Annotated in this window: 27 protein-coding genes; 18 read left to right on the forward strand and 9 right to left on the reverse strand. The window is 40.2% G+C overall.

Annotation, left to right across the window (positions count from 1 at the left end; genetic code table 11):
• The first annotated feature begins 48 nt into the window (after positions 1 to 48).
• Complete coding sequence (locus tag ABVJ71_RS01090) at positions 49 to 765, forward strand: tRNA (adenine(22)-N(1))-methyltransferase TrmK (protein WP_353855211.1); 717 nt, start codon at positions 49 to 51, stop codon at positions 763 to 765.
• On the forward strand, positions 758 to 1,879 hold the full coding sequence (locus ABVJ71_RS01095; protein ID WP_353855212.1) for a Nif3-like dinuclear metal center hexameric protein: 1,122 nt from the start codon (positions 758 to 760) through the stop codon (positions 1,877 to 1,879). Before ABVJ71_RS01090 ends, ABVJ71_RS01095 begins: the two co-directional genes overlap by 8 nt.
• 37 nt (positions 1,880 to 1,916) lie before the next feature.
• Here ABVJ71_RS01095 and ABVJ71_RS01100 read toward each other — a convergent pair whose 3' ends face one another.
• On the reverse strand, positions 1,917 to 2,861 hold the full coding sequence (locus ABVJ71_RS01100; protein ID WP_353855213.1) for a 4-hydroxy-3-methylbut-2-enyl diphosphate reductase: 945 nt from the start codon (positions 2,859 to 2,861) through the stop codon (positions 1,917 to 1,919).
• A 160-nt stretch (positions 2,862 to 3,021) separates the two neighbouring features.
• Positions 3,022 to 3,747: a VrrA/YqfQ family protein gene (vrrA, locus tag ABVJ71_RS01105; RefSeq protein ID WP_353855214.1), complete on the reverse strand. Its 726-nt coding sequence runs from the start codon at positions 3,745 to 3,747 to the stop codon at positions 3,022 to 3,024.
• Between the two features lie 163 nt (positions 3,748 to 3,910).
• On the opposite strand from vrrA, the gene ABVJ71_RS01110 reads away from it, so the two are divergent.
• Entirely contained in the window at positions 3,911 to 5,230 is a 1,320-nt protein-coding gene (locus ABVJ71_RS01110) for a DEAD/DEAH box helicase (protein ID WP_353855215.1), read from the forward strand.
• 9 nt (positions 5,231 to 5,239) lie between these two features.
• On the forward strand, positions 5,240 to 6,133 hold the full coding sequence (locus ABVJ71_RS01115; RefSeq protein ID WP_353855216.1) for a deoxyribonuclease IV: 894 nt from the start codon (positions 5,240 to 5,242) through the stop codon (positions 6,131 to 6,133).
• A 48-nt stretch (positions 6,134 to 6,181) separates the two neighbouring features.
• Here the strand turns inward: ABVJ71_RS01115 and ABVJ71_RS01120 are convergent, their stop codons facing one another.
• Positions 6,182 to 6,436, reverse strand: a complete 255-nt coding sequence (locus ABVJ71_RS01120; protein ID WP_353855217.1) for a DUF2624 domain-containing protein — start codon at positions 6,434 to 6,436, stop codon at positions 6,182 to 6,184.
• Between the two features lie 136 nt (positions 6,437 to 6,572).
• On the opposite strand from ABVJ71_RS01120, the gene ABVJ71_RS01125 reads away from it, so the two are divergent.
• From ABVJ71_RS01125 to ABVJ71_RS01140, 4 genes are all read left to right on the forward strand, one after another.
• Positions 6,573 to 7,454, forward strand: coding sequence for a YitT family protein (locus ABVJ71_RS01125; RefSeq protein WP_353855218.1), 882 nt, complete (start codon positions 6,573 to 6,575; stop codon positions 7,452 to 7,454).
• 136 nt (positions 7,455 to 7,590) lie between these two features.
• Positions 7,591 to 8,367: an ABC transporter ATP-binding protein gene (locus ABVJ71_RS01130; protein WP_353855219.1), complete on the forward strand. Its 777-nt coding sequence runs from the start codon at positions 7,591 to 7,593 to the stop codon at positions 8,365 to 8,367.
• Complete coding sequence (locus ABVJ71_RS01135) at positions 8,367 to 9,227, forward strand: metal ABC transporter permease (RefSeq protein ID WP_353855220.1); 861 nt, start codon at positions 8,367 to 8,369, stop codon at positions 9,225 to 9,227. Before ABVJ71_RS01130 ends, ABVJ71_RS01135 begins: the two co-directional genes overlap by 1 nt.
• Positions 9,205 to 9,633: a Fur family transcriptional regulator gene (locus ABVJ71_RS01140; protein ID WP_353855221.1), complete on the forward strand. Its 429-nt coding sequence runs from the start codon at positions 9,205 to 9,207 to the stop codon at positions 9,631 to 9,633. Before ABVJ71_RS01135 ends, ABVJ71_RS01140 begins: the two co-directional genes overlap by 23 nt.
• 126 nt (positions 9,634 to 9,759) lie before the next feature.
• Here the strand turns inward: ABVJ71_RS01140 and ABVJ71_RS01145 are convergent, their stop codons facing one another.
• Positions 9,760 to 10,338, reverse strand: coding sequence for a hypothetical protein (locus tag ABVJ71_RS01145; protein ID WP_353855222.1), 579 nt, complete (start codon positions 10,336 to 10,338; stop codon positions 9,760 to 9,762).
• A gap of 139 nt (positions 10,339 to 10,477) precedes the next feature.
• Between ABVJ71_RS01145 and ABVJ71_RS01150 the strand changes: the two genes are divergently transcribed.
• The gene (locus ABVJ71_RS01150; RefSeq protein ID WP_353855223.1) at positions 10,478 to 10,837 is read left to right on the forward strand and encodes a DUF308 domain-containing protein; all 360 of its coding nucleotides are present in this window, start codon (positions 10,478 to 10,480) and stop codon (positions 10,835 to 10,837) included.
• Between the two features lie 42 nt (positions 10,838 to 10,879).
• On the opposite strand, the gene ispG is transcribed toward ABVJ71_RS01150, so the two are convergent.
• The 3 genes from ispG to ABVJ71_RS01165 form a co-directional block, all read right to left on the reverse strand.
• On the reverse strand, positions 10,880 to 11,995 hold the full coding sequence (ispG, locus tag ABVJ71_RS01155; protein ID WP_353855224.1) for a flavodoxin-dependent (E)-4-hydroxy-3-methylbut-2-enyl-diphosphate synthase: 1,116 nt from the start codon (positions 11,993 to 11,995) through the stop codon (positions 10,880 to 10,882).
• Between the two features lie 107 nt (positions 11,996 to 12,102).
• The gene (locus ABVJ71_RS01160) at positions 12,103 to 12,405 is read right to left on the reverse strand and encodes a hypothetical protein (protein ID WP_353855225.1); all 303 of its coding nucleotides are present in this window, start codon (positions 12,403 to 12,405) and stop codon (positions 12,103 to 12,105) included.
• 149 nt (positions 12,406 to 12,554) lie between these two features.
• A complete protein-coding gene (locus ABVJ71_RS01165; protein ID WP_353855226.1) occupies positions 12,555 to 13,307 on the reverse strand; it encodes a DUF1189 domain-containing protein in 753 nt (250 codons plus the stop codon).
• A 143-nt stretch (positions 13,308 to 13,450) separates the two neighbouring features.
• Here ABVJ71_RS01165 and ABVJ71_RS01170 point away from each other — a divergent pair, with 143 nt between their 5' ends.
• The 9 genes from ABVJ71_RS01170 (at position 13,451) to pstB (ABVJ71_RS01210) (ending at position 23,052) form a co-directional block, all read left to right on the forward strand.
• Complete coding sequence (locus tag ABVJ71_RS01170) at positions 13,451 to 13,936, forward strand: DUF456 domain-containing protein (RefSeq protein WP_353855227.1); 486 nt, start codon at positions 13,451 to 13,453, stop codon at positions 13,934 to 13,936.
• A gap of 182 nt (positions 13,937 to 14,118) precedes the next feature.
• Positions 14,119 to 14,727 (forward strand): superoxide dismutase SodA, encoded by a 609-nt coding sequence (gene sodA, locus ABVJ71_RS01175; RefSeq protein ID WP_353855228.1) that lies wholly within the window; start codon positions 14,119 to 14,121, stop codon positions 14,725 to 14,727.
• Between the two features lie 124 nt (positions 14,728 to 14,851).
• On the forward strand, positions 14,852 to 16,138 hold the full coding sequence (locus ABVJ71_RS01180) for an MFS transporter (protein WP_353855229.1): 1,287 nt from the start codon (positions 14,852 to 14,854) through the stop codon (positions 16,136 to 16,138).
• 120 nt (positions 16,139 to 16,258) lie between these two features.
• Complete coding sequence (locus ABVJ71_RS01185) at positions 16,259 to 18,394, forward strand: penicillin-binding protein 2 (protein ID WP_353855230.1); 2,136 nt, start codon at positions 16,259 to 16,261, stop codon at positions 18,392 to 18,394.
• A gap of 214 nt (positions 18,395 to 18,608) precedes the next feature.
• Entirely contained in the window at positions 18,609 to 19,526 is a 918-nt protein-coding gene (locus ABVJ71_RS01190) for a phosphate ABC transporter substrate-binding protein (protein WP_353855231.1), read from the forward strand.
• 79 nt (positions 19,527 to 19,605) lie between these two features.
• A complete protein-coding gene (gene pstC / locus ABVJ71_RS01195) occupies positions 19,606 to 20,532 on the forward strand; it encodes a phosphate ABC transporter permease subunit PstC (RefSeq protein ID WP_353855232.1) in 927 nt (308 codons plus the stop codon).
• The gene (gene pstA / locus ABVJ71_RS01200; protein WP_353855233.1) at positions 20,532 to 21,416 is read left to right on the forward strand and encodes a phosphate ABC transporter permease PstA; all 885 of its coding nucleotides are present in this window, start codon (positions 20,532 to 20,534) and stop codon (positions 21,414 to 21,416) included. Before pstC ends, pstA begins: the two co-directional genes overlap by 1 nt.
• Positions 21,417 to 21,448: 32 nt before the next feature.
• Positions 21,449 to 22,252, forward strand: coding sequence for a phosphate ABC transporter ATP-binding protein PstB (gene pstB, locus ABVJ71_RS01205; protein WP_353855234.1), 804 nt, complete (start codon positions 21,449 to 21,451; stop codon positions 22,250 to 22,252).
• A gap of 14 nt (positions 22,253 to 22,266) precedes the next feature.
• A complete protein-coding gene (gene pstB, locus ABVJ71_RS01210) occupies positions 22,267 to 23,052 on the forward strand; it encodes a phosphate ABC transporter ATP-binding protein PstB (RefSeq protein ID WP_353855235.1) in 786 nt (261 codons plus the stop codon).
• Between the two features lie 41 nt (positions 23,053 to 23,093).
• Here pstB (ABVJ71_RS01210) and ABVJ71_RS01215 read toward each other — a convergent pair whose 3' ends face one another.
• Positions 23,094 to 23,591 (reverse strand): endolytic transglycosylase MltG, encoded by a 498-nt coding sequence (locus tag ABVJ71_RS01215; RefSeq protein ID WP_353855236.1) that lies wholly within the window; start codon positions 23,589 to 23,591, stop codon positions 23,094 to 23,096.
• A complete protein-coding gene (locus ABVJ71_RS01220; protein ID WP_353856503.1) occupies positions 23,588 to 23,935 on the reverse strand; it encodes a hypothetical protein in 348 nt (115 codons plus the stop codon). Before ABVJ71_RS01220 ends, ABVJ71_RS01215 begins: the two co-directional genes overlap by 4 nt.
• Positions 23,936 to 24,329: the final 394 nt, after the last annotated feature.

Genomic DNA, 24,329 nt, shown 5'->3' on the forward strand with positions numbered 1-24,329 from the left:
TTTATATAAGATAGACAAGTATGCACATTAAAGAAAAGTAGTGATAGTATGAATGAAATAAATTTGTCAAAACGATTAAAACGAGTAGCAGACTTTTTACCAAAGGACGCTGTCTTTGCTGATATAGGCTCAGATCATGCCTATTTGCCATGCTATGCGATTTTACACGATAAAGCAGTGAGAGCTATCGCTGGGGAAATTACAGATGGACCACTTCAATCAGCGAAGCAGCAAGTACATAGGCTTAAATTAGATGCATTGGTCTCGGTGAGAAAAGGAAATGGCCTTGAAGTGATTGAACGAGGCGAGGTCAATGCAGTGACCATTGCGGGTATGGGCGGTGCACTGATCGCAAGCATACTCAATGAAGGAAAGCACAAGCTTTCAGGAAATGAACGTCTGATTCTTCAACCGAATATCCATGCGCACCACATCCGCTTATGGTTATATCAAGAGGGGTATGAGCTGTTAGATGAGGTCATTTTAGAAGAGGACGGCAAGATATATGAAATTATCATCGCTGAAAAAGGCGATCAAGATAAAGCCTATCAAGGGATGTCAATTGAGGCGGGGATGCTTGTTGGTCCGTTTCTTGCAAAAGAGCAAAGTGACGTCTTCCGAAGAAAGTGGATGCAAGAGCTCCAGCATCTTGAGAAAATTGTCCGTCAAATTCAAAAGGCAGCTCCTACACAAGAAAACAAGGAGCGCCAAAAAGAGCTGAAAGCGAAAATAACGATTCTAAAGGAGGTTTTGACTGTTGGCTAAAACAGTAAACGGGCATGAAATCATCCAGCTATTTGAACAATTTTCACCAAAGGCATATGCAATGGAAGGTGATAAAATTGGGCTGCAGATTGGGACTTTAAATAAACGAGTGACCAATGTCATGATTACCTTGGATGTATTAGAGAATGTGGTGGATGAAGCGATTGAACGGAAAGTGGACTTAATCATCGCACATCATCCTCCAATCTTTCGTCCATTAAAACATGTGATGACTGACGAGCCATCTGGACGTATTATTGAAAAATGCATGAAACATGATATTGCGGTGTATGCGGCTCATACGAATTTAGACGTAGCTGATGGGGGAGTCAATGACTTACTTGCAGAAGCATTGGAGCTTCAAGAAACGAAAGTGCTAGTCCCAACATTCGAAGATCAAATAAAGCAACTTGCCCTGTATGTACCAGAGGAATTTGAAGAAGCCCTTAGAACAGCTTTAGGAAATGCAGGCGCTGGTCATATTGGAAATTATAGTCATTGCGCTTTTTCAAATGAAGGGACAGGCAGTTTTCTGCCGTCAGATGGTGCAACGCCATTTATCGGTGAAACGGGTAAGCTGGAATTTGTAAAAGAAGTGCGAATTGAAACCATTTTTCCAGCAAGCATTGAAAAACAAGTGATTCGAGAGATGATTAAAGCACATCCTTATGAAGAAGTGGCTTATAGCGTGCATACAACCGATCTTGCCCCAGTTCAAAAAGGTCTCGGCCGCATTGGAGTATTAAAAGAGCCAATGACACTTGGAGATTTTACGCAATTTGTAAAAACAAAGCTTGATGTGAATGGGGTTCGTTTTGTTGGTGACAAGGAAGCTGTCGTCAAAAAAGTAGCTGTACTTGGCGGAGATGGCAACAAATACATTCATCAGGCCAAAAGAATGGGTGCTGACGTGTATGTAACAGGAGACCTTTATTTCCATGTGGCACATGATGCCATGATGCTTGGACTGCATGTAGTCGATCCAGGTCATTATGCTGAAAAGATCATGAAAGAAGGAGTGAAAGCGAAGCTTCAATCGCTATGTGCAGATAAGAAATACGATGTGCAGCTCTTTGTTTCAGAATCAAATACAAACCCATTTCAATTTATGTAAACAAAAAAGCGTCAGAGCCACTTGCTCTGACGTTTTCTTATTTCTTTGTTTTCACGCGAGGTAATATTTTCGAAAGAGGAACAGTATGTTCGATTTTCCAAGTTGATTCATCGTCGGGGTCATAATTTTCTAGGAAACGAATGACTTCTTTTGTAATAGGTGTTGGTGTGGAAGCACCTGCAGTAACTGCAACAGTCTTCACGCCTTCCAGCCATTCTAACTTGAGCTCACTGAGGTCACCGATTCGATAAGCTTTTGTACCTGCAATCTCCATTGATACTTGTGCCAATCGGTTTGAGTTGTTACTTTTTGGATCTCCGACAACAATGGTTAAGTCAGCTTGACCTGCTTGCTGTGAAACAGCCTCTTGCCGTACCTGCGTGGCAAGACATATTTCTTGATGGTATTCCACATGAGGATATTTCTCTTTAATAAGTTCCATCAAGTCATGGACATCCCACTGTGACATTGTCGTCTGGTTTGTAATGAGTAGCTTATTTGATGTTAAATCGAGTGCTTCAATATCGGCCTCTGTTTCAACAAGGTGCACTCTGTCTGGTGCTACCCCGATGGCTCCTTCCGGCTCAGGATGACCTTTTTTCCCTATATAAATAATATCATAGCCGTCCGCTGTTTTTTCTGAGATGAGTTTATGGGTTTTGGTCACATCTGGACAAGTCGCATCAATGGTCACAAGTCCTTTTTCTTCTGCAATTTGACGGACCTCTGGGGAAACGCCATGAGCGGTGAAGATAACAGTTCCACTTTCGACCTGCTTTAAAATTTCTAAACGGTTTGGACCGTCCAGTGTATAGATGCCATCTTCCTCAAAGGCATCTGTCACATGTTTGTTGTGCACAATCATACCTAATATATAAATCGGGCGCGGCAAATTTTTATCAAGTGCGGCATTTTTAGCAATGACCATTGCATCTACGACGCCATAACAATAGCCACGCGGTGATATTTTAATAACCTTCATTTATTCGTCCTCCTGTAGGGAAGTGCTGCAAAAGAGAAGAACAATAGAAAAAGCCGTAAAAAACGGCTTCTCTTTCATTCTCTTCATTCCATTATAGCCAAAGTAAGCACATATATCAAAGATTGTTCAACGCTCTGAATACTTATTCCTTAAAAGATCACTATACATATAGTTTCGGAACAGAACTTCCGGATCTTTTTTTCGGTTTGGCTTTAGGAGCAGAAGGTTTGGATGATGTGTGAGTCTCTGTTTTTGTATTTTTCACAATGATGCTCTCTGACTCTTCTTTTTCTTTTGGATCATCAAGTGAGATTGCTTCTTCTGCGTCTTCCATATCTGTTTCCTCATCCGGCACTTTTGGTTCTGTCGTCTTTTCCTCAGTATTTGTTTCTTCATCAGCACTTCCAAGCTGGCTGTATAACTTAATCATTGCAGGCAGATTTTTGACTAAAGGGCCGTATTGCTGAATCATTGGCGTGAATTGCTGCGCCATTCCGAGCACTTTTTGGACATTTCCTAACATGCTAGAGATGGTGGCAGGATTTGTGAAGCTCTGGAGTCCTTGTAATCCCGCACCTCCTCCAGAGACCCCAGCACCCCCAGCACCAGGAAGAAATTTGGCGACCATCCCTTTGATCCCAGCTCCGCCGCCAAGTGCACGGCTCTCGCCTGCCGGAACGCCGCCTATTCCTTGCAAACCTCCGCCTTGTATGGACGGAGAGCGGGGCATCATTTGGTGAAATTGGTTCCCTTGGCCTTGAAAAGGTTGTTGTTCTATAGGAGGTGGTTGCCTTCTTTGAAAAATACTGGGCTGTCCACCATTTCCAAGTTGCCGGCGTGAGGGACGATGAGGTTGAAAATCGCCCATAGGCCTTTGCCCTAACATACTTGTACCTCCCTTACTGCATTCTCTTTCTCTTCATAGGTTATGCAAGGAAGCTTCAATTGGTTTCCTGTTTCCCTTTCAAGAAAAGCTGACATGGTATTTTTGCTGAAAATCAGCTATAATGAGGAGATGAGCAAAAGGCAGTGCCTTAAGGAGTGAAAACATGAAAGAAACGAAATTTACGACATATGAATTAAAGCCTTTTATTATAGATGCTATTCATGAACTGGGCTTTTATGAGCCAACTGATATTCAAAAAAGAATCATCCCAGCCGTTTTAAAAGGAGAAAGCGTGATTGGTCAATCACAAACTGGTACAGGTAAAACCCATGCGTATTTATTGCCACTTATTCATTCGATTGATCCAAGCAAAAAGCAGGTGCAAGTGGTCATTACCGCACCTACAAGGGAATTGGCCAATCAAATTTTCAAAGAAGCACAGACGATTATGAAAAAGGCATCTCCGGAAGAAGAGATGAAAGCGAAGCTCTACATTGGTGGTACCGACAAGCAAAAGGCGATCCAAAAGCTGAAAAATCAGCCGCATTTGGTTGTCGGAACTCCTGGACGTATCGCGGATTTAATTCATGAGCAAGCACTCAATGTCTACAAAGCAGCATCACTTGTGATTGATGAAGCGGATTTAATGCTGGATATGGGTTTTTTAGAAGATGTAGACCGTATTGGTGCACAAATGCCTAAAAATTTGCAAATGCTTGTATTCTCAGCAACGATTCCCGAGAAATTAAAGCCTTTTCTTAAAAAATATATGGATAACCCGAAGTATGCACATGTTGAGCCTAGGCGGATTACCGCTGAAAACATTCAGCATATTTTAGTACCGTCTAAACATCGTGATAAATTAAAATTGTTGCATGAGATTGTCACGAACGTACAGCCTTATGTAGGCATTATATTTGCTAATACAAAAGCAACGGTCGATGAAATTGCTTCATTCCTGCAGGAAAAAGGAATGAAAATTGGTGTGCTTCATGGTGGACTTACGCCGCGCGAACGTAAGAAAGTCATGAAACAGATTGAAGACTTAGAGTTCTCCTATATTGTTGCATCTGACCTCGCAGCCCGCGGGATTGATATAAAGGGTGTTAGTCATGTGATCAATTATGAGCTTCCATCTGATCTTGATTTTTATGTTCATCGTGTTGGACGAACAGCTCGTGCAGGTTCTTCAGGAATTGCGATAACCATTTATGATCTGCAAGATGAGGATGCACTAGTTCAAATTGAAAAAATGGGCGTTGTGTTTGAAAACAAAACGATCGTTCACGGAGAATGGCGAGATGCAGATGACCGTCTAAAGCGTCAAAGACGTAAAAAAGCACCAAATGAAATTGAAGAAAAAGCGAAACGTCTTGTGAAAAAACCTAGGGCTGTCAAGCCAGGGTATAAAAAGAAAATGACGCGTGAGATAGACAAAATTAAAAGACAGGAACGAAGAAAGACAAAGCGCAATGGAAAGTAGGGGAAAACATTGTTGAAGATTGGATCACATGTATCCATGAGCGGAAAACATATGCTTCTTGCAGCGAGCCAAGAAGCGGCTTCTTATGGTTCAAATACTTTTATGATTTATACAGGTGCACCGCAAAATACGCGCCGTAAAAAAATTGAAGATCTTAATATTGAAGCTGGACAAGCGCATATGAAAGAGCATGGCATGACAGATATCGTCGTTCATGCACCGTATATTATCAATATTGGGAACACAGTCAATTCAGCGACATTCGAGCTTGGAGTGGACTTCCTTCGCTCAGAAATAGAGCGTACGGAAGCACTTGGCGCAAAACAAATTGTTCTCCATCCAGGTGCGCATGTCGGAGCAGGTGCTGAAGCAGGTATTCAAAAAATCATCGAAGGTTTAAATGAAGTCATTGTCAAAGGACAAAAGGTTCAAATCGCACTTGAAACAATGGCAGGCAAAGGCTCAGAGTGCGGGAGAAGCTTTGAAGAGCTTGCCCAAATGATCGACGGTGTGACACATAACGAAGCACTTTCTATTTGCTTTGATACGTGTCACACACATGATGCTGGTTATCCGATTGTGAGTGATTTTGATGGCGTTTTAGAAGAATTTGACCGAATCATTGGGATTGATCGCATTAAGGTTCTTCATATCAATGACAGTAAAAACATACAAGGTGCAAGAAAAGACCGTCATGAAAATATCGGTTTTGGCGAAATTGGCTTTGATGCACTGAGTTATATTGTGCATCACCCGCAGTTTCAAGACGTGCCGAAGATTCTAGAAACGCCTTATGTAGGTGAAGATAAAAAGAATAAAAAACCACCTTACAAATTTGAAATTGCAATGCTGAAAGAAAAGCAGTTTGATGAAGGGTTGCTAGAAAAAATCACGCAGCAGTAAAGAACCGTATGCAAAATGATGGGTGCCGCTAAGTGCGGCCCTTTTTTCCTAATTTGTAAATTGATTAAACAAATCATTAACGGTTTGTGCTGTCTGTTTAGAAGTAATCGCTTCCACCTGCTTAAGCAGCCGTTTGCGCTCAGCATCATTAAAAATATTCACGTTTTTCCCATTCATGAGTTTGGCGACCTCGGCAGCCTGATTCGGAGATAAGCTCACTCCATACTGTTTTGCGTACCTTAACAGATCATTTGTTGTGATCTGATTTAGCCTTTGTAGCACAATTTTTTGAATGAAAATCAATGCCATCCCTCCCCTCTGTAACAATGTATGGGCGAAAACGGAAAATGTGCAAAAAATTTTATTTTACTCTGTGAAATGATAAAATAGTAAAATGAAATAATGTTCATTGAATTTACATGTGTAGAAGGGAGAACGTATGGCAAATAGTAAACAGCATAAAAGAGAATCAGTGCCTCACTTTATTTTAAGAACTTTTCTGATTCTAGTAGGAGCTGCATGTGCAGCTGTAAGCATCGAATTATTTTTAGTGCCAAACAATATTATTGATGGGGGCATCATCGGCATCTCGCTTATTCTGGATTATCTATTCACGGATAACCCGTTGATTAACTTTGCGACGATTGTTGTCATTTTAAATATCCCATTTATGATATCAGGATACAAACACATTGGAAAAACTTTTCTTGTTTCTACTGTGATTGGGATTGTCAGCTTGGCCGTGATTGAATCTTCTCTTCATCATGTAGACGCATTTACAACCCAGCCAATCTTAGCGACTGTGTTTGGAGGGCTATTACTTGGATTTGGTGTTGGACTTGTGATACGTAATGGGGGTTCAATGGACGGAACAGAAATTTTAGGAATTTTACTTACGAAAAAAATTCCTTTTTCCGTCGGTGAGTTTGTCATGATCGTCAATGTGTTCATTTTTATTTGGGCGGGCTTTGTATTTGGACCAGAGCAAGCCATGTATTCTGTCATGACATATTATTTGGCAATGAAAACAATTGATGCTGTCATTCAAGGATTGGATGAAACAAAAGCTGTCATTATCGTGTCTGATCATTTTGATGAAATCTCAGATGCGATTCTTCACCGTCTTGGTAGGGGAACAACAAAGCTTAGAGGAAAAGGCGGCTATACAGATGAAGAAAAAGATGTTATCTACGCTGTTGTAACGAGGCTCGAAATTACAAAACTCAAATCCATTGTTTTTGAAATTGATACGAATGCTTTTATTACGATTATGGATACGCATGAAACAAAAGGAGGTAAGTTCAAAACAGCTATTCATTAGCTTTTATTTTACTTTTTTCTTTTTCTTTTATATAATGAAATCTAAATATGGGCAAAGAAAATGGCAAAAGCCATTTTCTTTTTGTTGTATAAATCGTAATCATTCTTTTTATTTTGGATTAAAGGTGGAAAGATTCATGGCAAAGCCAATTATTGAAATGAAGGATGTTTCCTACTCCTATGGACAGCGAAATGTCATTGATCACATTCATTTAACAGTAGAGGAAGGAAATTTTCTTGCGCTTGTTGGACCGAATGGTTCTGGTAAAACAACATTATTAAAATGCTTGCTTGGTCTCATTAAACCTCAAAAAGGAGAATTGAAATTATTCGGCACGCCTATCTCAAAATTTAAAGAATGGGATCAAATCGGATTTGTATCCCAAAAGGCGAATAGCTTTAATACAGGTTTTCCTGCCTCTGTGTATGAGGTGGTGGCAAGTGGTTTGACAGCGAAGATTGGCTTATTCAAACGAATGAGTAAGCAGGATAAACAGCAAGTAGAAGATGCCATTCGTTCAGTCGGCATACAAGATTTAAAGCACCAAAACATTGGTGAGCTCTCAGGCGGTCAGCAGCAGCGCACCTTTATTGCACGTGCGCTTGTCAGCCAGCCGAAGCTGCTCATTTTAGATGAGCCGACGGTTGGGGTTGATCAAAGAACAGTAGAAGGCTTCTATCAGCTTTTAGAAACTTTGAATAAAGAAAAAGGAATGTCATTAATTCTTGTTACACATGATGTTGGAACTGTTTCTGACAAAGTGACACATGTTGCCTGTTTAAACCAGCATTTGCATTTCCACGGTGATGCTGAAGCTTTCGACTCAATGGATGATCAAGCGTTATCGCAGTTTTACGGGCATGACATTCAAGTGATTCATCACGACCATCATCATCATGGGGGACACGAATAATGTTATTTCCATTTGTTCATTATGAATTTTTACAAAATGCGTTTATCGCAGGGATGTTGATCGGTTTTATTGCTCCTTTGCTCGGTGTATTTATTGTCGTGAGAAGGCTGTCTCTGATTGCAGATGCGCTTAGTCACGTGTCACTTGCCGGTATTGCTGCGAGTCTGTTCCTTGATAAAAAATTCGGATTGCTTACAGGAGTGAGTCCGCTCTATTTAGGTATGGCGTTTTCTGTTGCCGGTTCATTATTTATTGAACGGCTTCGCTCGGTGTATAAACATTATCAGGAGCTTGCCATTCCGATTATTTTATCAGGTGGAATTGGTATTTCCGCTATTTTTATTTCACTTGCAAATGGCTTTAATACGGATTTGTTTAGTTATTTGTTCGGTAGTGTGAGTGCTGTTTCAAGGCTTGACCTTTGGGTTATTGTCGGGATTTCGATTGTTGTTGTCCTTGTGGTCATTCTTTTGTATAAAGAACTGTTTTTGCTTTCATTTGATGAAGAGCACGCAAAGGCTTCAGGTATTTCCGCAAAATGGATTCATTTTATTTTTATCCTTGTTGTAGCACTTGTCATTGCAGCGTCTATGCGTATCGTGGGGACATTGCTTGTGTCAGCGCTGATGACGCTTCCTGTCGCGGCGAGTATCCGGATTGCCAAAGGGTTTAAACAAGCCATCTTTCTTTCTATCCTGTTCGGAGAACTGTCTGTCATGGTCGGGCTAATTTTAAGTTACTATTTAGATCTTGCGCCAGGTGGAACCATTGTGATGCTGTCCATTTTGATTTTAATCGGTTGTATTAGTATTGGTAAATTCAGAAGGGGGAATCATCATGAACGTACAAGAAGCGCTTGATTTATTAAAGGAAAAAGGCTATAAATATACAAGCAAACGCGAAGATATGCTTCAATTGTTTTCTGATTCGGACAAATACTTAACAGCTAAAAATGTGTTAACCGCATTAAGTGAAGATTATCCCGGACTAAGCTTTGATACGATTTACCGAAACCTGTCTTTATATGAAGAGCTTGGTATATTGGAGACAACTGAATTGTCAGGAGAGAAACTATTCCGTTTTAAGTGTTCATTTTCCCATCATCATCACCACTTTATCTGTCTTGCATGCGGGAAAACAAAAGAAATTGATGCCTGTCCAATGGACAAGCTTGAAGCGGAATTAGAGGATTATCATATTAGCGGACATAAATTTGAAATTTACGGAACGTGTCCCTCTTGTGAACAGAAGGAAGTTCACTCCTAAAAAAGCTAGCCAACCGGCTAGCTTTTTTGATCTGTCTATTTGAAATGTTTTACACCTTTTATCGGTTTGATTAGATCACCAAGAAAGCCGACACATGGCTTATGTTGACTTTATATTTGTGATGCTTTAATTGGCAGTTTGCAGTCGTTTTTCATATTGTTTGATCCACTGAGATGCTTCTTTCCAGTTATTCACACGGATGATTCGATCGTCCACTGGCATTTGGTTATACGGGGAATTAAAGAGGATAACTGGTATATCTGCCTCTTTTGCAATCATTGTGGCATTGCCATGATGATCCTCGAAAAACACATCAATATTGTGTTTTTGAACAGCTTCCAGCTTATGATGACCGCCGACCAACTCAATGTCGTCATAATGTACCTGATTCTCTTCAAACCAAGCGTAGGTGACATCGGTTAGGTGCTGCCTTCTTGCTGTAATATAAATCAGTTTGTGCTGATTTTTCATTTGATTTAGAATGTCTTTCGCGCCGTCGGCAAGCTTTGCTTGTTGATAAATTAGAGGCTCATGCTGATCCATCCAGCCCCAAAATTCATCATTGGAAATTTTTAAAAGCTTCGTTAAGTCATATTCCGTCATATCATCTAGTGTTATTGCACATTGAAACGACTGATTTAAGTAGGGAACAAAGGTGTCCTGTGCCGTCACTGTGCCATCAATATCAATTCCTAAACGTAACATGCCCACACTCCTCATATTTATACTCTTAAAGTGTAACATAATCAATTCACAATTCCAGCAAGTTTTAGCAAACATGAAACAGGCTTTTTTGCTCATACTAAAAAAGCTCCTTTCTATTAACCAAAAGGGGGAATTGATCATGGAAAGAGACGAAGATTTCAAACGGAGTGATCGTGAAATCGACACACACTTTAGTAATGATGATGGCTATTTAGAGGAAACAGCTGCTGAAATTACAGAGCCATATCAGGCATCAAGAGATCGAGAAGACAGACGAGAACGTGACCATGTAGGTGACGATTCAGGTAAGGGGATGGGCTATACAGCGCTTGCGTTAGCGATTATCTCATTATTTGTCTTGCCGGTGCTATTAGGTGTAGCGGCAATCGTCGTTGGTTATATGGCAAGAAGAAAAGGAGCACAGTCGCTTGGCGCGTGGTCAATCGGGATCGGAATAGTTTCCGTTATCCTTGGGATTTTTGTTACGCCGTTCTTCTAACAAGAACAGAAAAACGCCTGACCTTGCCGTCAGGCGTTTTTGTTATGCATTTGCTTGTTTTTCTTTTTCAGCTTCCATTTTTGCGTAATGTTCTTCAGCAATTTTGTCGATTTCTTTTTTCAGCTCTTCGACCATTGTTTCTTCTGGCACTTTACGAACAATTTGACCTTTACGGAAAAGGAGACCTTCACCTCTAGCGCCTGCGATTCCGATATCTGCCTCACGGGCTTCACCAGGACCGTTTACAGCACAGCCTAAGACAGCTACTTTGATTGGTGCTTTAATTTTTGAGATATATTCTTCTACTTCATTTGCAATGCTAATGAGATCAATTTCAATTCTTCCACAAGTTGGGCAAGAAATGAGTGTTGCCGCATTTGAAGCAAGACCGAATGATTTCAATAACTCACGTGCAACCTTTACTTCTTCAACGGGGTCAGCACTTAATGAAATGCGAAGTGTGTTGCCAATGCCCATATTTAAAATCGCACCAAGACCTGCAGCACTTTTCACCGTTCCAGCAAATAAAGTACCTGACTCTGTAATTCCAAGATGCAAAGGATAATCAAAAGCCTTTGCCGCTTTTTCATATGCTTCAATCGCAAGGTTTACATCAGATGCTTTCATGCTGACAATGATGTCATGAAAGTCGAGATCTTCTAGTATTTTAATGTGATGTAGTGCACTTTCAACCATGCCATCTGCCGTCGGATAGCCGTATTTATCAAGAATTTTTTTCTCTAATGAGCCGGCGTTTACTCCAATACGAATGGGAATGCCTTTTTCCTTGGCTGCTTTTACAACTGCTTCAACTTTTTCTCGTCTTCCGATATTCCCAGGGTTGATCCGAATTTTGTCAGCCCCAGCTTCAATCGCTTTCAGTGCAAGCTTGTAGTCAAAATGAATATCGACAACAAGGGGAATGTTAATTTGTTTTTTTATGTCTGCAATGGCATTTGCTGCACGCTCGTCTGGACATGCCACACGAACGATTTGACAGCCAGCTTCTTCAAGACGCTTAATCTCAGCTACTGTCGCCTCGACATCATGTGTTTTGGTCGTTGCCATACTTTGAATGACAACTTCATTATTTCCACCTATAGTTAAAGGTCCCACCTTCACGGGACGCGTTTTTGTACGATGTGTGACTTCACCCACTTGTCAATCGCTCCTTAGTGTACATGCAAGTTCATTTGCAGTGTACGACGTGTTTTACATTTCATATTGTAACAGTCTCTTTGTATGAATGACAAGGAATTAACGTTTTATCTCTTATAGACCGGAAACTTATATGTACTGCCTGCCTGTATTTCGTTTGCTTTTACTCCTTTGTTCAGCTCTTCGAAATCTTCAATGACTTCATCAAGAGGCTTACTTGTATGCACGATGGATACGACTGTCTGACCTTGTTTTACAGTGACAGTCTTATATGCTTTTTTCTCAGAAGGTTGAAAAGCACTTGCAGGAACAGCAGTTGCTTCTTGATCAGGGATTGTTCCATTTTTTAAATCAAAAAAGATAATAAAGAGTACAAACAAACTAATCAGTAAAAAAATAATTCGCCGCATTTTAATCACCGCTTTTATGATTTTACTTCAAGTCTATGCATGTCCTGAAATGATAGAACCAAATAGTTGGAAAAGCTGTAGCCGATTGCTCTAGCTTGTTCTAGCAAGCCTTGTAACAGAACAAAAAAACCACCTTCTTGAAAAGTGGTTTATTTTTTAGCTGGTATTTCTTTGACGACAAGATAAAGGAAGATAAAATTAATCACCCAATTTAATAAGAATGAGTTGGCCACTGGAGTGTTTAATGCGTTCATGATTGCAAAAAAGACGGTCGTTAATGTAAGTGAATAGGCCGAAAGCTTCCAAAGCATTTGAAAAGAAAGTTCCTTTTGCTGCATCCGTTTAATCAATGTGCCAAGCATGGCGAGAAAAGTCGTACTGATAAACATTAGAGCGGCAGTCGAAAGATAAAGCAGTACACAGATGACTGGAATGATGATGGCTTGATTTTGGTTCGTCACAGCTGCGAGTTCCTCTTTTGTCATTGAGCCACCAAGGAGTTGATAAGGAATATCAGTCATTTGCCCATCAATGGCAATGACAGCTTTGTCTTTTAATAAAGCGATCGCTGTTTGTTTAGTTTCGATTTCGCTTGTTTTTGTTTTTTCAGAGGGGTCAAAGATGATGGTGATCCCGTTCTCTTCTTTTTCAATTGGCGTGCTTTGTCCCGCTTTGAGCTGACCCTTTTCAATTGAGAAATCAGGCAAATCCTCTTTGATCACATGCTGGAATCCAGACATGGCATTGGAGATCTCTTTACTCACATGATATCCTTGGGGGACAGTTGCGATAATAGATAGGATAAAAATGAATAAAATGGCTTTGCCGATACCGGTAAAGCGCGCTTTGGCAATATCTTTTGGTGAATAAATTCCTTTTAACAATAAACTAAATACGTTCAAACGTTTCACTTCCTACATTTTTTTCTATACCTTACATTGTATCAATGTCTACTCATCAAGTACAAGTGCCGCCTTCAGTGCTGGTTATGATAGAGGGAATGAGGCATAATGAATACAGGTGATGAAAAGGAGGCGGACTTTACTTGGACGTGTTGTATTGGATTCTGATTGGTTGTGCATTTACCGTTGCGTTTGTTGGACTTGTCTATCCAATTATCCCTAGTGTTGTCTTTATTGTACTTGGTTTTATGCTCTATGGTGTCTTTTTCAGCTTTGAACCATTAACGCTGACATTTTGGCTTATTCAAGCCATGTTTACGGCAGTGTTATTTGGAGCTGATTATGTATCGAACCTGATTGGAGTCAAACGATTTGGCGGTAGTAAAGCGGCCATTTGGGGAAGTACAATTGGTCTTTTAGTAGGTCCGTTTATCATTCCGATTGCAGGGGTGATCATTGGCCCTTTTATCGGCAGTGTACTTGCAGAGCTTCTTGTTCATCAAAAAGATTTGAAGACGAGCGTGAAAGTAGGGTTTGGCTCATTACTTGGGTTTGTATCAGGCGTATTTGCTAAAGGATTGATTCAAGCACTTATGCTGGTCATCTTTTTGTTTTATGTGCGTGGGTAAATTCAGGAAAGGTGTTTAAAACTCTTTTTGCAGGGCTAAATACAAAATAATGACTGAAATGTTTCATATGATGAGCATTAACGTTGAAACAAGCGTTTTCTTTTGATACTCTTTGAGTAGGGTGAATTGCTTGCTTACAAAGGAAGCATTTCAGTACATACATTCTAAGGAGGAATTTAACCATGGCTTTTAAACTTCCAGAATTACCATATGCTTACGATGCATTAGAACCACATATCGACAAGGAAACAATGACCATTCACCACACGAAACACCATAACACATACGTAACAAACTTAAACAAAGCAATCGAAGGGGTATCAGCTCTTGAAGATAAGTCAATTGAAGAGCTAGTGGCAAACTTGAATTCTGTGCCTGAAAACATTCGTACAGCAGTACGTAACAATGGCGGAGGACATGCAAACCACTCATTATTCTGGACGATACTTTCACCAAATGGTGGCGGCGCACCAACTGGTGAACTTGCAGATGCCATTGAAAAAGAATTAGGTGGATTTGAAAAATTCAAATCAGACTTCGCTGCTGCAGCTGCAGGGCGCTTTGGTTCTGGTTGGGCATGGCTTGTTGTAAACAATGGCAAACTTGAAATCACAAGCACTCCAAACCAAGATTCTCCTTTAACTGAAGGAAAAACACCGATTCTAGGACTTGACGTTTGGGAGCATGCTTATTACCTCAACTATCAAAACCGTCGTCCTGATTACATTTCTGCTTTCTGGAATGTTGTGAACTGGGATGAAGTAGCTCGCCTATACAGCGAAGCTAAATAATTATATATTTGATGTAAAAAGATCTGCTCACGATTGAGCGGGTCTTTTTATATTTTCCCTCCTTTTTTTACATATCTGCCATTTGATGAGACAGACTATTGTGTAGAAAAGGAGAATGAAATTTATGAGCAGATTAAAGAAAATGTTTGGGGATATGGATGTCACAAGAGATTTGTTGCTCCTACTTTCGATTGGTGGGTTATATGCGCTTGCCATTGCGCTTTCGAATACGTTTGTGAATGTGTACTTATGGAAACAATCCGGACGATTTACGGATCTTGCGATTTATAACTTGGCAATTGTCGTTCTTCAACCCATTACCTTTTTATTTGCTGGAAGGCTCGCCAAAAAAATAGATCGGGCGTTCGTCCTCCGTTTTGGTGTGATCTTCTTAGCAGCTTTTTACTTAATTGTTCTATTAGCAGGAGATCAAGCAGCCGCGCGGCTTGTCTTATTAGGAAGTGTACTTGGGATTGGCTATGGTTTTTACTGGCTTGCTTTTAACGTACTGACCTTTGAGATCACAGAACCTGAAACAAGAGACTTCTTTAATGGATTTTTAGGAGTTCTTACATCTACCGCTGGCATGATCGGTCCGCTGATCGCTGGCATTGTCATATCTCAATTAGCGAATGATACAGGCTATACGGTCATTTTTACCCTATCGCTCATTTTGTTTTCATTAGCGGTCGTGATGAGTTTTTTTCTCAAGAGAAGACAATCAAAAGGGAAGTTTATGATCAAACAAATTTGGAGAGAACGACATGTAGACGTGAATTGGCGTAAGATTACAACTGCTCACTTTTTTCAGGGATTAAGAGAAGGGGTCTTTGTCTTTTTAATTAGTGTCTTTGTGTTTATAGCGACAAATAGCGAGCTTGCTCTCGGAACATTTGGTCTAGTGAATTCAGGTGTCGCCTTTTTTGCTTACTTTTTCGCAACGCGTTTAATTAAGAAAAAGTGGCGGAAAAAAGCCATCATGCTTGGAGGGCTCATTTTATATGGTGCACTTTTTCTCATTGTTTTTCACTTGTCCTATGTATCGCTTCTGATGTATGCGGTGGCGATTGCAATTGGTTACCCCTTGTTACTCGTTCCGTATGTATCTTTAACATATGATGTCATCGGACATGCGAGGTATGCAAGGAAAGCCCGTATTGAATACATTGTGGTAAGAGAATTATTTTTAAATGCTGGGCGTATTTGTTCCATTGTCCTGTTTCTCTTATCTGTCACTCTGCTGGGCAATGAGCTCGGAATTCCTGCATCACTTGTGGTGCTAGGAGCAGGGCACACACTCATTTATTATTTTGTAAAAGATATTCATTTAAAAGAAAAAATAACTGACATGAATGAGGCTGACGGTCAAAAGTCTCTATCTCACACGAACCTTATTAAGGGAGAAAGGTAAAATTTCTTACCATTGGAACATCAAATTTCTAGATAAAAAATAGAAAAACCGCTAAAATGATATGGCACCTTTTATACATAAAAGGGGTGCCATTTCTTTCTTGATAGAAAAGGTGATGTGATGAGGAACAAGAAAAACAAAAAAGACGCAAAGGAAGGGCGCAAAACACTTCCGATCCGGCTCAATTTATTATTTTTAGCTGCGTTTATTATTTTTACCGGTGTTGTTGTCAGACTCGGTTTTGTGCAGATTGTCAATGGAGAAGATTATAAAAAACAGGCTGAAAAGCAAGAGGATGTCAGTGTCAGCTCATCTGCTCCTCGAGGGAAAATTTATGATCGAAACTATAACACGATCGTCAGCAATAAAGCGCTAAATGCCATTACATACACGAGAACCTCGACAACCTCACAAGAAGAGCGTCTCAAAGTGGCAAAAAAGTTGGCGAATATGATCCATGTCAGTACGAAAAAAATTACGGATCGTGATAAAAAAGACTTTTGGATATTAATTCACCCGAATCAGGCGAAAAAGCTTGTTGAAAAGGAAGCGAAACTAAAAGGTGACGATAAATTGTCTGATGACAAGCTATATGAACTTCAGTTAAAGCGAATCACAGACAAGGAATTAAATCAACTTACTAAAAAAGATTTGCAAGTGCTTGCGATCAAAAGGCAGATGGATGCAGGTTATGCATTAACGCCTCAGTTCATTAAAAATGAAGATGTGAAGCCAAGCGAAATTGCTTACGTTTCTGAGCATTTGGACGAGCTACCAGGTGTTGATGTCACAACAGACTGGACACGTAGTTATCCTTATAAAGGACTGCTTCGTAGTATGCTCGGTAGTGTTTCCTCAAGTGATGAAGGTCTCCCGCAATCACTGCTTGAACATTATCTCTCACTAGGTTACAGCCGAAATGACCGTGTGGGTAAGAGCTATCTCGAATATCAGTATGAAGATGTGTTGCAAGGTCAAAAGGAAAAAGAACAGAGTACAACAGATAAAGAAGGCAATGTCACAAGCACTAAAGTATTAACAGAGGGAAAAAGCGGAAAAGACCTAGTGTTGACCATTGACATTGAGCTACAAAAAGCTGTTGAAAAAATCATTGAAAAGAACTTGAAAAGTGCGAAACAAAGAGGCGGAACGGGGCTTCTTGATCGTGCGTTTGTTGTCATGATGGACCCGAGAAATGGAGAGGTTCTATCCATTGCGGGTAAACAGATTACAAGCAAAAATGGCAAGTACAAATTTGATGACTATGCGTTAGGTACGATGACGTCTTCTTATGCGATGGGATCAGCTGTAAAGGGTGCAACTGTACTGACAGGATATAAAACAGGCGCGATTCATATTGGAAGTACTCAGTATGATGAACCACTATATATCGCACAGTCACCGCCAAAGAAATCTTATCAAAATATGGGACTCATCAATGACTTAACTGCACTAGAGCGTTCGTCGAACGTGTATATGTTTAAAACAGCCATTGCCATTGGTAAAGGGGAATATCGTAAGAATCAGCCTCTTCCAATTGATACGAAAGCATTTGATACGTTCCGCTACAATTTCAGTAAATTTGGTCTTGGGGTAAAAACAGGCATTAATCTTCCAAACGAAGCGACTGGCTATAGAGGAACATCTACACAATCAGGTCTCTTACTTGACTATGCAATTGGACAATATGACACATTTACACCGCTACAAATGGCGCAATATGTCTCGACCATTGCAAATGGTGGTTACCGTTTACGTCCGCAGCTTGTCAAGGAAGTCAGAGAACCAGATCCGCAGCGTGGCATTGGAGCTGTGACTGAATCAGTCAAGCCGGATGTATTAAACAAGCTCGATATGACAAGTGACGAAATCAAGCGTGTGCAGCAAGGATTCAAGCTTGTCATGCAAAACCCAAAAGGGACAGCATATTCCAACTTCGGTAACAAAAAATACAATCCAGCTGGAAAAACAGGAACCGCTCAATCATTTTATGACGGACCAATTAAAAGTAAGCGAGGCACACCGACGTACAATACAACACTTGTTGCGTATGCGCCTGCTGACAATCCAGAAGTGGCTATTTCTGTCGTTGTGCCGTGGGTGTATCAAGACTACAATCAGCGCTATCCCATCACAAATGATATCGGTGAACAAGTACTGGATAAATACTTTGAGCTGAAATCGAAACAGGAAAGCGATGACACACAAGCGAAAAACAAAGATAAAATTGAAAACGAAGCAGAAACAAATAACTAGATCTAAACTAGGAAAAAACGCTCACTTTTTGTGGGCGTTTTTTTATGTTTTCTTCAAATTTTTCGATATAAATTGACAAAAATCATACAAAACTCCGCATCCTCTCTACAAAACTCCGACATTTACAAAACCTTAACATTCCATTTAAACGAAATTAATAAAGAACCTTTAATGTATTACTCGTAGGACAAATTATTCAGGGGGTATTCTTGAAATGAAAAAGAACAAATTATGGCTGCTTACTTTCCTTACAATCGCAATGTTAGCATTCGTCACAGCATGCGGAAACAGCAGCTCAAGCAGTGATTCAAAAGACAGTAAAGGAAATGCTTCAAGTAAAGAAGAGGCATCAGGTTCCATTACCGTCTCAGGATCATCTGCAATGCAGCCTTTAGTTCTTGCGGCAGCAGAAAAATTTATGGATAAACATCCAAAAGCCGATATTCAAGTACAAGCAGGCGGTTCAGGAACAGGGCTTTCTCAAGTGTCAGAAGGATCTGTACAAATTGGTAACTCAGATGTATTCGCCGAAGAGAAAGACGGAATCGACGCAAAAGCTTTAAAAGACCACAAAGTCGCAGTTGTTGGAATGGCAGCAGCTGTTAACCCTGAAGTTGGTGTCAAAGACATCACAAAGGACGAATTGAAAAAAATCTTTACTGGTAAAATCAAAAACTGGAAAGAGCTTGGCGGGAAAGATCAAAAAATCACACTTGTGAATAGACCTGATTCATCAGGAACTCGTGCAACATTTGTGAAATATGCACTTGACGGTGCTACACCTGCAGAAGGAATTACAGAAGATTCTTCAAACACAGTGAAAAAACTGATTGCAGAAACACCTGGTGCCATCGGATATCTAGCATTCTCTTATTTAACAGATGACAAGATTACACCGCTTAACATTGATGGTGTGAAGCCGGATGAAAGCAATGTGGAGAGCGGTAAATATAAAATTTGGGCATACGAGCACTCTTATACTAAAGGTGAGCCAACAGGTCTAGCAAAACAATTCTTAGATTACTTAATGAGCGATGAAGTACAAAAACAAATCGTAAAAGACCAAGGCTACATCTCAGTCTCTGATATGAAAGTAGAAAGAGATGCAAAAGGTAAACAAACAGAAAAGTAAAAGGGCTTGAATTGATGATGAAGGAAAAGTGGAGCTTTTCACTTTTCCTTTTATGACATTCATAGGAGAGTAGAAAAGGATGAAACAGATAGAACATACAGAAGCGAGCGATCGGTTGATCAGCTCGAAGAAAAATAGGCACATGGATGAAGTAAGAGGAAGTCTTTTGGTGAAGTTCTGCGCCTTCTTAATGATTGCAGTATCGATCGCTATTACAATCTTCCTTGGCATTAAGGGTTTGCAATCTTTCATCATTAATGGTGTAAGCCCAATTGAGTTCTTAACCAGTATCAATTGGAACCCAACAGCAGAGAACCCGCAGTATGGAGCATTTCCATTTATCTTTGGCTCTATCGCAGTCACGCTTCTATCAGCACTCATTGCAGCACCTCTAGGTATCGCAGGCGCAATTTTTATGACAGAAATTGCACCCGCGTGGGGTCGTAAAATTCTCCAGCCGGTGATTGAATTGCTTGTAGGGATTCCATCCGTTGTTTACGGATTCATAGGTCTTACAGTATTGGTGCCGTTTATTGGACATTTCAAGTCAAGTGGCTCAGGGCACAGCGTTTTAGCAGGAACGATTGTCCTATCTATTATGATTTTGCCAACCATTACATCGATTGCCACTGATGCAATGGCTTCACTGCCAAAAAGTTTAAGGGAAGGGTCGTATGCATTAGGTGCAACAAGATGGCAAACGATTAGACGTGTTCTTGTTCCAGCGGCCTTTCCAACATTGATGACAGCAGTCGTGCTTGGAATGGCGAGAGCATTTGGGGAAGCACTAGCAGTTCAGATGGTCATTGGGAACACGCGTAACTTACCAGAGAGCATGATGGACACAGCTGGTACTTTAACAACGATTATTACGTTAAACATGGGTCACACAACGTATGGAAGTGTTGAAAATAATACACTTTGGTCAATGGGACTTGTCCTTCTAGTTGTATCATTTATGTTCATACTCATTATCAGATACTTGTCCTCTAGGAGGAAAATCTAATGAATAGTAAAATGACTGATCGTTTTGCCACGTTGATCTTTGGATTATGTGCCGCCATTATTACGGCGATTCTTGTTGGTTTGTTTTCTTACATTATTATCAACGGTGCAAAAGAATTAAATATTGATTTCCTGACAACTCGTTCAAGTGCGATTGGTTCTGGCGGAGGGATTCGGGATCAGCTATTTAACTCATTTTACATCTTGATCATCACGATGCTAATCACAGTGCCGCTTGGTGTTGGTGGCGGTGTCTATATGGCAGAATATGCACCTCAAAATAAAGTGACCGATTTTATTCGTACATGTATTGAGGTTCTGTCGTCACTGCCATCCATTGTCATTGGAATGTTTGGTTTGCTGTTGTTTGTTAATTTAACAGGTTGGGGTTATACGATCATTGGGGGAGCTCTTGCACTAACCGTCTTTAACTTACCAGTGATGGTGAGGGTTACAGAGGATGCACTTCGTTCAGTGCCGCAAGACCAAAAGGAAGCATCACTTGCGCTAGGTGTGACGAAGTGGCATACGGTCAAGACCGTTCTTATTCCTGGAGCGATTCCTTCTATTATCACTGGCGCTATTTTAGCATCTGGAAGAGTTTTTGGTGAGGCGGCTGCACTTCTTTTTACAGCAGGTCTGACAACGCCCCGACTTGATTTTACGAACTGGAGTCCTTTTTCAGATACATCACCACTCAATATTTTTAGACCGGCAGAAACACTTGCTGTTCATATATGGAGTGTGAATACACAAGGCATCATTCCAGATGCAGAGGCCATTGCAAATGGTGCATCGGCAGTGCTCGTGCTGTCTGTACTAATCTTTAACTTATTAGCTAGATGGCTTGGTTCATTTATTCATAAGAAGCTTACGTCAAAATAAATGGAGAGAGGTGTGAAGGGGATATGGTTCAAATGCTCGCAGAAAAAAAAGAGATTGCAGCAAAAAAGGCTCCACTTCAAGCGGAACATATTTTACAGGTGCAGGATTTAAGCATTTATTATGGTGAGAAAAAAGCGGTGAATCAGATTTCATTTGAGATTGAAAAGAACGCCATCACTGCATTAATCGGACCATCAGGTTGTGGGAAATCAACGTTTTTACGTAGCATCAACCGGATGAACGACCTCATTCCAGGGGCAAGAAGTGAAGGGGCGATCATGTACGAAGGGTTAAATATTCTGGATGAACGCATTAATGTGGTGAACTTAAGGAGAGAAATCGGGATGGTGTTTCAAAAACCAAACCCATTTCCTAAATCAATCTACAATAACATTACCCATGCATTAAAATATGCTGGTGAAAAAAGAAAATCAGTGCTTGATGATGCTGTGGAGGAAAGCTTAACAAAAGCCGCATTATGGGATGAAGTGAAAGATCGTTTGCACCGTTCTGCATTATCACTATCGGGCGGTCAGCAGCAACGTCTATGTATTGCACGGACTCTTGCGATGAAGCCTAGTGTGCTTCTATTAGATGAACCAGCTTCTGCTCTTGATCCAATCTCAAATGCAAAGATTGAAGAGCTTTTAACAGAATTGAAAAATGAATATTCGATCGTTATTGTGACACACAACATGCAACAGGCTTTACGTGTGTCGGATCATACTGCCTTTTTCCTTAATGGTGATCTAGTGGAATATGATGTTACAGAAAATATCTTTACACGTCCAAAACAGCAAAAAACAGAAGACTATATCAATGGTAGATTTGGATAAGGCGGGTGAGTTTGATGAATGCAGCAGTTGCAACTGAACCAGTAGCAAAAGAGGTTTTTCGCGTCAATGATATGAACCTTTGGTATGGTCAGCATCATGCACTAAAACATATTGACTTAACCATCAGGGAGCATGAAGTCACAGCTATTATTGGTCCTTCAGGTTGCGGGAAGTCCACTTTTATTAAAACATTAAACCTCATGGTCAAGACAGTGCCAGGTGTGAAAATCACAGGTGAGATGATGTATAACGGTCAAAATATTTTAAAAGGCCGTGTAGATTTAGTCGATTTACGTAAAAACGTAGGAATGGTGTTCCAAAAGGGAAATCCTTTTCCGCAATCTATCTTCGATAATGTTGTATATGGCCCAAGAATCCATGGAGTCAAGAGCAAACAGCAGTTGAAAGAGATAGCTGAGAAGGCACTTCGGGATGTCGCACTTTGGGATGAAGTGAAAGATCGTCTAAGTGCTCCTGCATTAGGTCTTTCTGGTGGACAGCAGCAGCGTCTATGTATCGCAAGAGCGATTGCCACAAGTCCAGACATCTTATTAATGGATGAACCGACGTCGGCGCTCGATCCTGTTTCGACATTAAAGATTGAAGAATTGATTATGAAACTCAAGGAGAAGTATACAATCGCTATTGTCACGCACAATATGCAGCAGGCGGCAAGGGTTTCAGATCGAACAGCCTTTTTCTTCATGGGAGAGCTTATTGAGGTCAATGACACGAATGTGATGTTCTCAGAGCCTAACGATCAAAGAACAAATGATTATATATCTGGACGATTTGGTTAAAAAATCCCCTGGAGGTCAATGCCGCCAGGGGATTTCTGTTGTTATTTTGTTAAGGCTTTAACAATTTGTTTGAACGTCATACCTGTTTTTAAATTGAATTTGCCTGCTCGAATTTCTTTATGATAGCCTGCATCAATCACGTAATCATTAAAATCTTTAGACGAGTTAATGATTCCCTCTTTTTCAAGCATGTCTGAAACATCACTTGTGCTCATGCCATTTTTAATCACGACTTTTATGGATTTGCCTTTTTGCTTGTCCGCTGTTTGGTCACTCTTTGCATCACCGTCTTCACTTGCTTTCAGCGCTTTTTCTTTATAATCAAGAAGCTGCTGATAGGTATCACGGCTTACAGATACCTCTTTTTTTGAATCTAAATAGCTTTTTACATCAGCTTCTGTGACTTTAGCTGCAAGTGTTTCTTTTGTTGTCGTGTCCGCTTCTGCTTCATCTTTTCCAGTAAGGAAAAATACGATTGCAAGAACACCTGTTGCAAGGATCATACCTGCTGCAAAAGTTTGGATGCTTTTTTTCGTCATACAAGCACCTTCTCGTTATCTTTAATGATCATGTTGACATCTTCTACAGATACATGCTCTGCCTTGGCAATCGCCTCAGGCGACATGCCATTTTGATGTTTAGAAATAATTTGTCTTGCAATGGATGGATCAATTTCTGATTGTTTGCGGACAACAATATTTGTTTCAAGCAATTCTTCTTCAAGGACCTTCATTTTCTTTTTCAGTTTATAGATTTCTTGCATTGCAGATAGTTGAAGTGTTTCAAGTTCCTGCTCTACTTCTTTAATCGGCTCTCTTTGAAAATATGAGAATGCGATCAGTATGATACTGACAACAAGCAATCCGATAATTGCAATTTCCATCATTCATCACCTTTTATTCATATTTTAATGCTGAAAGCCAAAAAAGCCTTACATGATTGTTTCAGACAGTTTTCGACCCTTCTTTTTTATACCATAAAAAAGCTCGTTTCAAAAGGAATTGCTGAAGAAAATCACCTTTTTTTCATCATTTTTCTTTTTATATGTAAAACGAGTATGAAAACTTTGCTTGCTGTCAAAATAAAAGAAGCCTGACGGATTAAAAAAGGCTGTGGATAGAAGAGGGATTCTCATGTATACAGTACGACAAAAAATGAGGTTTTATAGGGGAGCTGACGATCTTTCATCAAATGAAAGATCATTGCTATAAGGGAAAGGTCGAAAATTGAAATTGATGAAAAAACATTCTAGCATTCCTAGGCTAGAAGTGGTATTA

Origin of the sequence: Bacillus sp. Bos-x628 (assembly GCF_040500475.1) — a bacterium.
Taxonomy (GTDB): domain Bacteria; phylum Bacillota; class Bacilli; order Bacillales; family Bacillaceae; genus Bacillus; species Bacillus maqinnsis.

What these genes read in the sequence shown, in the direction of transcription:
- ABVJ71_RS01090 (WP_353855211.1), top strand. Translation starts at nt 49, where the DNA reads ATGAATGAAATAAATTTGTCAAAACGATTAAAACGAGTAGCAGACTTT.
- ABVJ71_RS01100 (WP_353855213.1), bottom strand. Translation starts at nt 2,861, where the DNA reads ATGAAGGTTATTAAAATATCACCGCGTGGCTATTGTTATGGCGTCGTA.
- vrrA (WP_353855214.1), bottom strand. Translation starts at nt 3,747, where the DNA reads ATGTTAGGGCAAAGGCCTATGGGCGATTTTCAACCTCATCGTCCCTCA.
- ABVJ71_RS01110 (WP_353855215.1), top strand. Translation starts at nt 3,911, where the DNA reads ATGAAAGAAACGAAATTTACGACATATGAATTAAAGCCTTTTATTATA.
- ABVJ71_RS01125 (WP_353855218.1), top strand. Translation starts at nt 6,573, where the DNA reads ATGGCAAATAGTAAACAGCATAAAAGAGAATCAGTGCCTCACTTTATT.
- ABVJ71_RS01130 (WP_353855219.1), top strand. Translation starts at nt 7,591, where the DNA reads ATGGCAAAGCCAATTATTGAAATGAAGGATGTTTCCTACTCCTATGGA.
- ABVJ71_RS01135 (WP_353855220.1), top strand. Translation starts at nt 8,367, where the DNA reads ATGTTATTTCCATTTGTTCATTATGAATTTTTACAAAATGCGTTTATC.
- ABVJ71_RS01140 (WP_353855221.1), top strand. Translation starts at nt 9,205, where the DNA reads ATGAACGTACAAGAAGCGCTTGATTTATTAAAGGAAAAAGGCTATAAA.
- ABVJ71_RS01145 (WP_353855222.1), bottom strand. Translation starts at nt 10,338, where the DNA reads ATGTTACGTTTAGGAATTGATATTGATGGCACAGTGACGGCACAGGAC.
- ABVJ71_RS01150 (WP_353855223.1), top strand. Translation starts at nt 10,478, where the DNA reads ATGGAAAGAGACGAAGATTTCAAACGGAGTGATCGTGAAATCGACACA.
- ABVJ71_RS01160 (WP_353855225.1), bottom strand. Translation starts at nt 12,405, where the DNA reads ATGCGGCGAATTATTTTTTTACTGATTAGTTTGTTTGTACTCTTTATT.
- sodA (WP_353855228.1), top strand. Translation starts at nt 14,119, where the DNA reads ATGGCTTTTAAACTTCCAGAATTACCATATGCTTACGATGCATTAGAA.
- ABVJ71_RS01180 (WP_353855229.1), top strand. Translation starts at nt 14,852, where the DNA reads ATGAGCAGATTAAAGAAAATGTTTGGGGATATGGATGTCACAAGAGAT.
- ABVJ71_RS01185 (WP_353855230.1), top strand. Translation starts at nt 16,259, where the DNA reads ATGAGGAACAAGAAAAACAAAAAAGACGCAAAGGAAGGGCGCAAAACA.
- ABVJ71_RS01190 (WP_353855231.1), top strand. Translation starts at nt 18,609, where the DNA reads ATGAAAAAGAACAAATTATGGCTGCTTACTTTCCTTACAATCGCAATG.
- pstC (WP_353855232.1), top strand. Translation starts at nt 19,606, where the DNA reads ATGAAACAGATAGAACATACAGAAGCGAGCGATCGGTTGATCAGCTCG.
- pstA (WP_353855233.1), top strand. Translation starts at nt 20,532, where the DNA reads ATGAATAGTAAAATGACTGATCGTTTTGCCACGTTGATCTTTGGATTA.
- pstB (WP_353855234.1), top strand. Translation starts at nt 21,449, where the DNA reads ATGCTCGCAGAAAAAAAAGAGATTGCAGCAAAAAAGGCTCCACTTCAA.
- pstB (WP_353855235.1), top strand. Translation starts at nt 22,267, where the DNA reads ATGAATGCAGCAGTTGCAACTGAACCAGTAGCAAAAGAGGTTTTTCGC.
- ABVJ71_RS01215 (WP_353855236.1), bottom strand. Translation starts at nt 23,591, where the DNA reads ATGACGAAAAAAAGCATCCAAACTTTTGCAGCAGGTATGATCCTTGCA.
- ABVJ71_RS01220 (WP_353856503.1), bottom strand. Translation starts at nt 23,935, where the DNA reads ATGGAAATTGCAATTATCGGATTGCTTGTTGTCAGTATCATACTGATC.